11 protein-coding genes are annotated in these 9929 nt (G+C 40.4%); 5 read left to right on the top strand and 6 right to left on the bottom strand.

The window, feature by feature from the left end; genetic code table 11:
* Window positions 1-139 precede the first annotated feature (139 nt).
* Complete coding sequence (locus tag L654_RS0104800) at window positions 140-817, bottom strand: ComF family protein (protein WP_024607440.1); 678 nt, start codon at window positions 815-817, stop codon at window positions 140-142.
* A gap of 74 nt (window positions 818-891) precedes the next feature.
* On the opposite strand from L654_RS0104800, the gene bioH reads away from it, so the two are divergent.
* The 3 genes from bioH to L654_RS0104785 all read left to right on the top strand — a co-directional run bounded on the left by bioH (window position 892) and on the right by L654_RS0104785 (window position 2887).
* A complete protein-coding gene (gene bioH, locus L654_RS0104795; protein WP_010554945.1) occupies window positions 892-1629 on the top strand; it encodes a pimeloyl-ACP methyl ester esterase BioH in 738 nt (245 codons plus the stop codon).
* 90 nt (window positions 1630-1719) lie between these two features.
* The gene (locus L654_RS0104790; RefSeq protein ID WP_024607439.1) at window positions 1720-2028 is read left to right on the top strand and encodes a hypothetical protein; all 309 of its coding nucleotides are present in this window, start codon (window positions 1720-1722) and stop codon (window positions 2026-2028) included.
* 4 nt (window positions 2029-2032) lie between these two features.
* Window positions 2033-2887: a putative metalloprotease CJM1_0395 family protein gene (locus L654_RS0104785; RefSeq protein WP_024607438.1), complete on the top strand. Its 855-nt coding sequence runs from the start codon at window positions 2033-2035 to the stop codon at window positions 2885-2887.
* Window positions 2888-2959: 72 nt separating this feature from the next.
* Here L654_RS0104785 and L654_RS0104780 read toward each other — a convergent pair whose 3' ends face one another.
* The 4 genes from L654_RS0104780 to greB form a co-directional block, all read right to left on the bottom strand.
* Complete coding sequence (locus L654_RS0104780; RefSeq protein WP_024607437.1) at window positions 2960-5287, bottom strand: Tex family protein; 2328 nt, start codon at window positions 5285-5287, stop codon at window positions 2960-2962.
* A gap of 168 nt (window positions 5288-5455) precedes the next feature.
* A complete protein-coding gene (locus L654_RS0104775; RefSeq protein WP_024594284.1) occupies window positions 5456-6037 on the bottom strand; it encodes a CBS domain-containing protein in 582 nt (193 codons plus the stop codon).
* 50 nt (window positions 6038-6087) lie between these two features.
* Window positions 6088-6399: a hypothetical protein gene (locus L654_RS0104770; RefSeq protein ID WP_024607436.1), complete on the bottom strand. Its 312-nt coding sequence runs from the start codon at window positions 6397-6399 to the stop codon at window positions 6088-6090.
* Window positions 6400-6515: 116 nt separating this feature from the next.
* Window positions 6516-6995: a transcription elongation factor GreB gene (gene greB / locus L654_RS0104765; protein WP_024607435.1), complete on the bottom strand. Its 480-nt coding sequence runs from the start codon at window positions 6993-6995 to the stop codon at window positions 6516-6518.
* Window positions 6996-7190: 195 nt separating this feature from the next.
* Between greB and ompR the strand changes: the two genes are divergently transcribed.
* Window positions 7191-7910, top strand: coding sequence for a two-component system response regulator OmpR (ompR, locus tag L654_RS0104760; protein ID WP_002959552.1), 720 nt, complete (start codon window positions 7191-7193; stop codon window positions 7908-7910).
* Between the two features lie 5 nt (window positions 7911-7915).
* Window positions 7916-9229 carry a two-component system sensor histidine kinase EnvZ gene (envZ, locus tag L654_RS0104755; RefSeq protein WP_024607434.1) on the top strand — a complete coding sequence of 438 codons (1314 nt, stop codon included), beginning with the start codon at window positions 7916-7918 and terminating at the stop codon, window positions 9227-9229.
* A gap of 22 nt (window positions 9230-9251) precedes the next feature.
* Here the strand turns inward: envZ and L654_RS0104750 are convergent.
* A partial coding sequence (locus tag L654_RS0104750) for a glycoside hydrolase family 97 catalytic domain-containing protein (protein WP_029753495.1) occupies window positions 9252-9929 on the bottom strand: 678 nt, incomplete at its 5' end.

The raw sequence follows: 9929 nt of genomic DNA, 5'->3' as shown, positions 1-9929 counted from the left end.
TCTCGGCAATTGCTCCTGCATTGCTCTACCTTCTGCATCCATGCAGTCGTAAATGAGAATTTTTTAACACAGGTAGCGACACGTTTAGCCCCGCAAAATGATTAAGTATTATTGTGGATTGGTATATACTTTTTAATAATTAAATAGGCGTTAAGCAAGTTGTAAAAGCCCACACTTGTTTAGCGCCTGCTTGTTTTAGTGCACTAGTAGCTGCGTTTAATGTTGCCCCTGTCGTCATCACATCATCAACAATAGCGACTGTTTTACCGCCCATATCCTCTGTACAAATAAAGGCATTTTTTAAGTTTTTAATACGCTTTGCTTTAGATAGTTCCGACTGGGCTCGTGTTTTTTTATTGCGAATAAGTACGTTACTCACTGATGCGTAATTAGCTAAACATGGTTGCCAAACTTGGCTTACCTGATTAAACCCGCGAGTAATGAATCGGCTTTTATGAAGAGGTAAAATAATAAAGGTATCTGGCAAAGTAGGGCTTTGCTCAAAAAACTGCGTTAATTGTTTTTGTATAACTTGCTGCAGTGCCTTTTTATAATGAATTTGATTATTAAATTTTAGCCTTTTAAGCCAATGTTCAAAGGGAGGTTGATAAAAAGCACAGGCAAATAATTTATCAAACTCGCAATTAGGAAACATCTCAACAATATCGGGTCGATGCAGTAAATTCTTATGCTTACTAAAATCAAACAATGGTAAATCTTCAAGGCAATAATCACAAAGCCCTAAAGAGGTCGTAATCGTATTTTGACATTGCATGCAATAAGAGGGAAATAACCAATTTAAAACGGCTTGTTTCACTGACTCGCTCCTTGCATTGCAATCGCCTTTTTAAACGTTATGATGAGCCTAAGTTTGGTAAAGGTTAGGCAAATATGCAAAATGAGTTAGTGTTATTACATGGTTGGGGAATGAATCAGGGCGTATGGCAGTTAGTACAGCCAGAACTTGAGTTTTTATATTCAGGAAGTGTACGTAGCCTTGACCTACCTGGGTTTGGTAATAGCCATGTTTGCCCAAGCCCTTATACTTTGCATGATGCAGCAGAAACTTTAAGTAAGCAGTTAAAGCCGAAGACCATTTTAATGGGGTGGTCGTTAGGTGGATTATTTGCACTTTATATTGCTAAGCATTGGCCTGAAAAAGTATCAAAAGTTATTTTAATTGCATCGACTCCTTTTTTTGCGGAGGCAGATAATTGGCCCGGAATAAAAGCGAATGTATTGGCGCAGTTTAAAGAGCAGTTAGTTAATCATCGAGAAAAAACAATAGAGCGCTTCTTAGCTATTCAAGCGATGGGTAGCGAGTCGGCGCGTGATGATATAAAGCTGCTTAAACAATTACTAAATCAGTACAGCGCACCACAAAGCGACGCCCTGAGCGCTGGTTTAGATATTTTACAAAACGACGATTTACGTGATTTATTTGCTCATTGCCCAGTACCTATCAAAGGAGTATTTGGCCGACTTGATGCCTTAGTGCCTTATAAAGCAATTAGTGAAATGTCAGTACTAAATACTGAGTTTGAATACGAAGTGCTAGATAAAGCGTCGCACGCGCCATTTATTTCTCATAAAAGTGAGTTTTTATCTGTCGTTAAATCAATGCTTTAAAATAGAGCTAAGAATAGCGCTGTTTAAAGCTTTATTTTGAGCAGAACCTGAGCGATAATTAAACAATGTTTATTTGGTGGAGGTTTTAATATGCCAATCGGATCTGTATTTAATAGTGGTGTAGAAGGGTTTAATCGAGCTAGCCAAGGTATTGAAAAGGCCAGTGCTGAGATTAACCGTGCCAGTATAGAACAGCAAGATGACGCACAATTAGCGCAGCAACGTCAGCTTACAGCAGCACGCCCTGAAGAAGCTATTACTGCACCTGTAGCACAGCCAGCTCGTGTTGATGAAGCGCTTGTTAACTTAAAAGTTGAAGAGTTTAATGCCAAGGCAAATATGCAATCAATTCAAACGGCCGATGATGTACTTGGCACGTTAATCGATATTAAAGTTTAGTATTATGAATATTGTCACGCCATTTCCGTCTATCAATATAAACACTGCAAATGTTTATACGGAAACTGCACGGCGTGACAACCAACTACGCGAAGTTATTCCTGCTCCCGCATCTAGTAGCGCAAGCAATACAGAAACCAAAGCGCAAAGTGATTCTGAAAAAGCAAAATTACCAGGCAGTAGCGATGGTGCGACGTATAACGCAACGGGAAAAATAGCAGACGAAAAGTCAGTTCAGCAGCGCGATGGAAACTCAGAAAACCCTGAGGGCTCTGAGGAAGAAAGTGAAACAATCGAGAAAAAAGAATCTGAGCAAGAAGAGCTGCAATTAGAACAAGAACAACAACAAATTACAGAGCTAAAAGCACGAGATACTGAAGTACGAATACACGAGCAAGCGCACGCTTCTGTAGGTGGGCAACATGCTGGCTCGCCAAGCTATGAGTATCAACGTGGCCCAGATGGTACTAACTACGCAGTTGGCGGAGAAGTACAAATAGATGTATCTGAAATTCCGGGTGACCCGCAAGCGACTATAGACAAAATGCAAACGGTACGCGCTGCCGCATTAGCGCCTGCAGAGCCTTCGGGAGCTGATCGCTCTATTGCTGCAGATGCTACGCAAAAGCTAGCAGCGGCTCAGGCTGAGCTTGCACAACCTGAAAAAGAAGACGACGAAGACGCAAAAAGTAAACTTGAAGCGTCATTCTCTAGCGATGAAAGCAGCGATACAAAAACAGCTAAAAGTGACGAGCAAACACGTGATGCCGATGTTGAGGCACGGGCGGGGCGTATTGCTAACTTTTATCAAATGGCTACATCGCCAGCGAGACAAAGTAGTTTTTCAGCGTTAAGTTAATAATTTAGTAAAACGTAACCACAAAAAAACCGCTTACGCGGTTTTTTTCGTTTTAGCTTAGCTGTACAAGTATTATTTTTTCACTTTAGCATTAGCGAACGCATCGGCAAATGCATTACCCATTAACGCATTGCCATTGTCACGTTTAGGCTTTGCAGCGCGAGGTTGCGAATTATTAGCACGTGTTTGTGGCTTTTGCGTAGCTGGCGCTGCTGACTTATTACTTGTGTCAATGTCGTCATCTAAGCGCATAGTAAAGCTTATACGTTTACGTGCAGCGTCTACTTCAACAACTTTAACCTTTACAATATCACCAGCTTTAACAACTTCACGCGGATCTGATATAAATTTATTCGTGATTGCTGAAATATGCACTAAACCATCTTGGTGAACACCTACATCAACAAACGCACCAAAATTAGCAACGTTTGAAACCACGCCTTCTAAAATCATACCTGGTTTTAGGTCACTAATTTTTTCAACACCGGCTTTAAACTCAGCTGTTTTAAATTCAGGGCGAGGATCTCGACCTGGTTTATCAAGCTCAGTAATAATGTCGGTAACGGTTGGTAAGCCAAATTTTTCGTCAGTGTAATCGTTAGCAGCAAGTTTAGTTAAAAAGTCGCTGTTACCAATTAGGTTACTGACATCTACTCTATTGCGTTCACAAATACGTTTAACAACAGGATAAGCTTCAGGGTGAACTGATGAGTTATCTAGAGGATCGCTACCATTGTTAATACGTAAAAAACCAGCCGCTTGTTCAAATGCTTTTGGCCCTAAACGCTCAACCTTTTTAAGCTCACTACGTTTAGTAAATGTGCCGTTAGCATCGCGATAATTAACGATATTTTGCGCTAATGTTTTGTTCAAACCAGATACGCGTGTAAGTAGCGGTACCGATGCCATGTTTAAATCTACGCCTACTGAGTTTACACAGTCTTCAACTACTGAAATAAGGCTTTGGCCTAATTGGCTTTGCGATACATCGTGTTGGTATTGGCCAACACCAATTGATTTTGGCTCAATTTTAACAAGTTCAGCAAGAGGATCTTGAAGGCGGCGCGCAATAGAGACAGCCCCTCGTATAGAAACATCTAAATCTGGGAATTCATTAGCTGCAAATTCAGAAGCTGAGTAAACCGATGCACCCGCTTCGCTAACCATAATTTTACTAAGCTTAAGTTCGCTGTTTGCTTTCATAAGCTCAGCAACCAACTTATCTGATTCGCGTGATGCAGTACCGTTACCAATCGCAATTAGCTCAACTTTATGCTGACGACAAAGCTGCTCTAACGTACGCACTGATTTATCCCAATGATTTTGTGGTGCATGAGGGAAAATAGTTTGTGTAGCTAGTAATTTACCTGTGCTATCAACAACGGCAATCTTACAGCCAGTACGAAGGCCTGGATCAAGACCTAAAGTAGTACGAGGGCCTGCAGGTGCTGCCATTAATAAATCTTTTAAGTTTTTAGCAAATACGTCGATTGCACCAGCTTCTGCTTTTTCGCGCATTGCTGCAAAAAATTCATTCTCTAGGTGTAATCCTAACTTAATTTTCCACGCCCATTGCACAACGTTTAATAACCAAGGACTTGCCGCTTTATATTTAATATCTAAACGGTAATGGTCAGCAATCATGTTGGCACATAGTTGCGCTGAATTTTCAGCGCTAGGCTCTGGATTAACATTTAACTGAAGTACACCTTCATTTCGGGCTCTAAGCATAGCAAGCGCACGGTGAGAAGGTACTTTTTTGAGAAGTTCTTGATGCTCGAAGTAGTCACGGTATTTTGCACCCGCTTGCTCTTGGCCTTTAATTACAGTGCTTTCAATTGCGCCGTTTTGGCTTATGTGGCTTCTAAATTTAGCAAGTAATTTTGCGTCTTCAGCAAAGCGCTCCATCAAGATAAATTTAGCGCCTTCGAGTACCGCTTTTGTATCTGCGAAACCTTTTTCAGCATTTACAAACTGCTCTGCTTGTTGCTCTGGGTAAAGGTTAGCATCTTTAAATAGTGCATCTGCAAGTGGTTCTAAACCAGCTTCAATTGCTATTTGGCCTTTAGTACGGCGCTTAGCTTTATAAGGTAGGTATAAATCTTCAAGTTCAGTTTTACTTTGTGCATTAGTTATATCGGCACTTAGCTCTGGCGTTAATTTATTTTGCGATTCGATGGTCGATAAAATAAAACTGCGGCGCTCTTCTAGTTCACGTAAATACGATAAACGCTGCTCTAAAAGGCGTAATTGGGTGTCGTCTAGGCCGCCGGTAACTTCTTTTCTGTAGCGGGCAATAAAAGGAACAGTTGCGCCTTCATCAAGTAATTTTGTAGCTGCAACAACCTGTTGCTGCTGTGCGTTTAACTCACCGGCTAAACGTGCAGAGATATCGCTCATGCAAAAACCTTTTTATACAATAAAATAAGACCAGAAGCGTGTTACTGGCGCCGTTAATTGCTTGAATAATATCACAGGAGGTAGTAATAAAAAGCTCTTAAAGCAAGCTATTTCACTTGCTTTAAGATGGTTGGGAGGGGAGTAAATCAATTCAACTAAAAGAGCGCCCTAGTGAGGATGCTCAATGTTTTCTAATACTTCACTGAAAGAGTGAGCAATAGGGCTAATATGTAGTGGAATATGTAATGTTTTAGCTATTTGGCGAGCTGAAATTAAACCACAAATTTCGCTACTTGCTGTTGTTACTAATAAAAACATTACACCTTGATGCTCCATTGTTTGCAGCGCATCACCAATACATGCATAGCTTAAACTTTGCATGCTTACACCTGTAAGTCGGCTAATTGGCGTCATAATATCGCGCAAGCTTACTTCACTTCGTGGGGTATTTAAACGCTCTGCAATAATAGTAATTTTAGAGCTTTGTAAATCGGCGCTAGAAACAAGACCAATCAATTTTTGGTTCTCGTCGGTTACTAAAACAAAATCAGATTGTTGTGCACTAACTTGTTTAAGTGCATCTGTAATCGTTGTTGTATGCTCTGCACGAATAGGCGTTTTTTGAGTAAAGTTATTTACCATTTTTAGCGCTGGAGATGATAAATCAATCAATGGTTGATCATCTGCAAATGTGCTTGCAATAACGCCGTGAGAAACATTTTGAGTACGTAATTCTTTAAAGTTAGACATAGTAGTCACCTTAGTAGTTATAAAATTTAATTAAGTTGTAAAGTAATGAATTAAATTAAATAGCTAGGTGGTCCGCGTTGGTACGCAGTGCTAAAAGGTCTGTTTAGATTGGTACTCTTATAAAAAGAATCTACGACATTAGGAAGTGGTTGAAGCGACCTAAAGGTAATAGTATTAACGTGAGAGTCTACGTCAAAATCGAGGTTTGCTTGGTCAGGAATGTCACAAGCAATAAAGTGATTAGATAGTTTAGCGTTATCAAGGTTTACTTCAGTGTTACTGGCATGCAGCGTCAAACTTACACTCATTAAAAGTGCAAACAATACGGCATTATTTAATATGCGCTGTACTATGTTTGACATAACCACGACCTTAATTAACTGCTTTCAAATTAAACAAATCAACTTGAATAATTCAGTTATAGCTTATTGGCTTAATTTACACAATCAAAAGTTAACATGATCTGAATCAAAACTTTTTATTTCTTTTTTTGGTAATCGATACTGTTTACATACCACTGTTTTTTACCCTGAGGAGTAGGTACCTCAAAATCGTCATCTATTTGTTTTTTAATTAGCGCCCGCGCCATAGGTGAGTCTATCGATATGTAATCTTTTCGGTCGTAAATTTCATCAGGTCCGACAATTCTGAATTTTTTAGTTTCACCTTCTTCGTTTTCAATTTCGACCCATGCACCAAAAAACACTTTTCCATCTTGAACGGGAGAGTAGTCGATGATTTTTAAATCAGGTATGCGTTTGCGTAAATAGCGTACACGACGGTCAATTTGGCGTAGCAAACGCTTGTTGTACTGATAGTCTGCGTTCTCAGAGCGATCTCCGAGGCTGGCTGCCCAGCTTACTATTTTTGTTACTTCTGGGCGTTTAACGTTCCATAGTTGGTCGTGTTCTTGTTGTAATTGTAAGTAACCTTCGCGGGTAACTAAATTTGTTTTCATGGTGAATTCTTTATTAGCTCTAATGGTGTGCACGTTATTAAATTTGCCAAAACTTGTCGAGCGTAAAATGTAATAAAGTACGAGTAAGTAAGCTTTGAAATGTTCAGTAACAATCTAAGCAAGTAATTAGTTTTTGATTATTAAGTTTTTCATTTATATTAACTAGTAATTGGATATAAAAATAAGAAAGAGATTATGGGACACGAAACCACAAAAGTATTAGTTGTTGATGACGATATGCGCTTACGCAGTTTGCTTGAACGTTATTTAGTAGAGCAAGGCTTTATTGTTAGAACCGCAGGAAACTCGGAGCAAATGGATAGACTCCTAGAGCGAGAAAACTTTCACTTAATGGTTCTCGATTTAATGCTCCCAGGCGAAGATGGCTTATCTATTTGCCGCCGTTTACGCCAAAAAGAAAATGAAATTCCTATTGTTATGCTTACTGCAAAGGGCGACGAAGTAGATCGCATTATTGGTCTTGAACTTGGCGCTGACGATTACATTCCAAAACCATTTAACCCACGTGAGCTACTTGCTCGCATAAAAGCCATTTTACGTCGCCGAGCAAAAGAAGTGCCAGGCGCACCTGCTGCTGAAGAAAACTTAATCGCTTTTGGTAAATTTACGCTTAATTTAGCAACGCGCGAAATGAGTGAAGGGGATAAAACAATATCGCTTACCAGTGGTGAGTTTGCAGTGCTTAAAGCGCTTGTTTCGCATCCACGTGAGCCACTTAGCCGCGATAAGCTAATGAACTTAGCGCGTGGCCGCGATTACAGTGCGCTTGAGCGAAGCATTGATGTGCAAGTGTCGAGACTTCGCCGCATGATTGAAGTAGATGCTGCCAATCCGCGATATATTCAAACCGTTTGGGGTTTGGGGTATGTGTTTGTTCCCGACGGTGAAAAGTAATATTTATGGGCATGTTTCCGCGCAGTGCTTTTGGACAAACTGTTTTTTTAGTGGCGGCTCTGCTGCTCATAAATCAAATAGTGTCTTATGTTACGGTTAGTTTTTATGTTGTAAAACCAACCATTGAGCAAGTTAACTTGATGCTTGCTAAGCAAATTAAAACAGTATTCATTGACTGGGAAGATGGCGTTGAAATAAACGACGAAGTATCTGCAAAGTTTTTTGAAATTACCGGCATTGAAGTCATGACGCAGCGCGAAGCAATGCGCCAAGGGCTTGGGCAAAGCCGCGAATATTCTATGCTATCGCGCAGCATGACTGAGCAACTTGGAGGTTATTCTCGTGTACGTATTAGCCAAACTGATCCGTTGATTTATTGGGTTGAAGCACCGCAAGCGCCAGGTTATTGGGTAAAAGTACCGCTTAAAGGCTTTAAAGAGAACAACTTAGAGTTTTTAACTTTTTACTTATCAAGTATTGGCTTTTTAAGTGTGCTGGGTGGGTGGTTGTTTGCAAGGCACCTTAATAGACCATTAAAAGCACTGCAACAAGCTGCAGTGAAAGTGGGTAAAGGCGACTTTTCTACCAAGTTAGAAGAACAAGGCTCAACAGAAGTAATAGAAGTAACGCGCGCGTTTAACCAAATGTCGCGCGGAATTGCCGCACTTGAAAACGACCGCCGTTTACTAATGGCCGGTGTATCTCATGATTTACGTACGCCGCTTACGCGTATTCGTTTAGCTACCGAAATGATGGTTGATGAAGACGACTATCTCCGTGAAGGTATTATTTACGATATAGAAGACATGAACGGGATTATTGATCAGTTTATTGAGTATCTACGCCACCATAAACGTGAAGAACTAAGTTGCGAAGATATAAATGCTTTAGTTGCCGAGGTTGTCAATTCTGAGCTTCAGCATCAACGTACTATTACGTTTAAAAGTAATCCAAATATAGGCAATATACCGTTAAGCTCTGTGGCTATTAAACGTGTAATTACTAACATGATTGGTAATGCGCTGCGTTATTCTGAGGGCGATATTGAAGTACTTAGCTACTTTAATTCAAACAAAAAATATGTAGTTATCGCTGTAAACGATAGTGGCCCCGGCATTCCTGAAAACGAATTAGAGTCTGTTTTTGAGCCTTTTAAACAAGGCGATGCTGCACGAGGAAGTGAAGGCAGTGGCCTAGGCCTTGCTATTATTAAACGCATTGTTGATATGCACGACGGTAAAGTAAAACTAGAAAACCGCCCAGAAGGCGGTTTAAGTGCACAAGTATATTTGCCAATAAAGGTATCAACCCCTGCATAGTAAATGCAGGGGCTTTATTATATTAAAGTGCTTTAAAACGAATAGCTGTACCGCCACTAGTGGCTAATTTAAGCGTTAGTTTATCGCTTGCAGTTACAATACGTTTTTCGATAGCTATATCGTACGGATTATTTTTCCACTCTGCGCTTTTACCATCTTTATAAATTTGTGCTTCAAACTTTTTGCCTTGCTCTAAAAAGTCGAGTTTTACCTCAACAGTTCTGGCTTTTTCGTCCGTAACAGCACCTAAGTACCAATCATTTCCTGAGTATTTAGTGCTTTTACGTTCTTTACGAGCGAATACAATAAAGTCGCCTACTTCACCATCAATAGCAATACTTTGCTGCCAATCTGTTGGTACGTCTTGAATGAATTGAAACGCATCGGGCTTAGCCAAATAGTTTTTAGGTAAGTCGGCAGCCATTTGAATTGGGCTATACAAAACAACATAAAGCGCGAGTTGTTTGGCGAGTGTGGTTTGTGGGCGGTTTGTATCGCCTCCTAAACCATTAAAGCTCATATCAAAAATACCTGGCGTAAAGTCCATTGGTCCTGCAAGCATGCGGGTAAAAGCAAGCATTGGTACATGCTCTGGTGGGTTAGGTGGTGAACCCCATGCATTATATTCTTGTCCGCGTGCACCTTCGCGCGCGATCCAGTTTGGGTAAGTACGGCGCAGGCCTGTATCTTTAATTGGCTC

Origin of the sequence: Pseudoalteromonas sp. TAB23 (assembly GCF_000498075.1) — a bacterium.
GTDB lineage: Bacteria > Pseudomonadota > Gammaproteobacteria > Enterobacterales > Alteromonadaceae > Pseudoalteromonas > Pseudoalteromonas arctica.
Note: the sequence above shows the minus strand (reverse complement) of the source record. Positions and strands in the feature narration are given on the sequence as shown.

Excerpts from the sequence above, each read along its gene's own strand:
- bioH (WP_010554945.1), top strand. The coding sequence starts at position 892 with ATGCAAAATGAGTTAGTGTTATTACATGGTTGGGGAATGAATCAGGGC.
- L654_RS0104785 (WP_024607438.1), top strand. The coding sequence starts at position 2,033 with ATGAATATTGTCACGCCATTTCCGTCTATCAATATAAACACTGCAAAT.
- ompR (WP_002959552.1), top strand. The coding sequence starts at position 7,191 with ATGGGACACGAAACCACAAAAGTATTAGTTGTTGATGACGATATGCGC.
- envZ (WP_024607434.1), top strand. The coding sequence starts at position 7,916 with ATGGGCATGTTTCCGCGCAGTGCTTTTGGACAAACTGTTTTTTTAGTG.
- greB (WP_024607435.1), bottom strand. The coding sequence starts at position 6,995 with ATGAAAACAAATTTAGTTACCCGCGAAGGTTACTTACAATTACAACAA.
- L654_RS0104780 (WP_024607437.1), bottom strand. The coding sequence starts at position 5,287 with ATGAGCGATATCTCTGCACGTTTAGCCGGTGAGTTAAACGCACAGCAG.
- L654_RS0104775 (WP_024594284.1), bottom strand. The coding sequence starts at position 6,037 with ATGTCTAACTTTAAAGAATTACGTACTCAAAATGTTTCTCACGGCGTT.
- L654_RS0104790 (WP_024607439.1), top strand. The coding sequence starts at position 1,720 with ATGCCAATCGGATCTGTATTTAATAGTGGTGTAGAAGGGTTTAATCGA.
- L654_RS0104770 (WP_024607436.1), bottom strand. The coding sequence starts at position 6,399 with ATGTCAAACATAGTACAGCGCATATTAAATAATGCCGTATTGTTTGCA.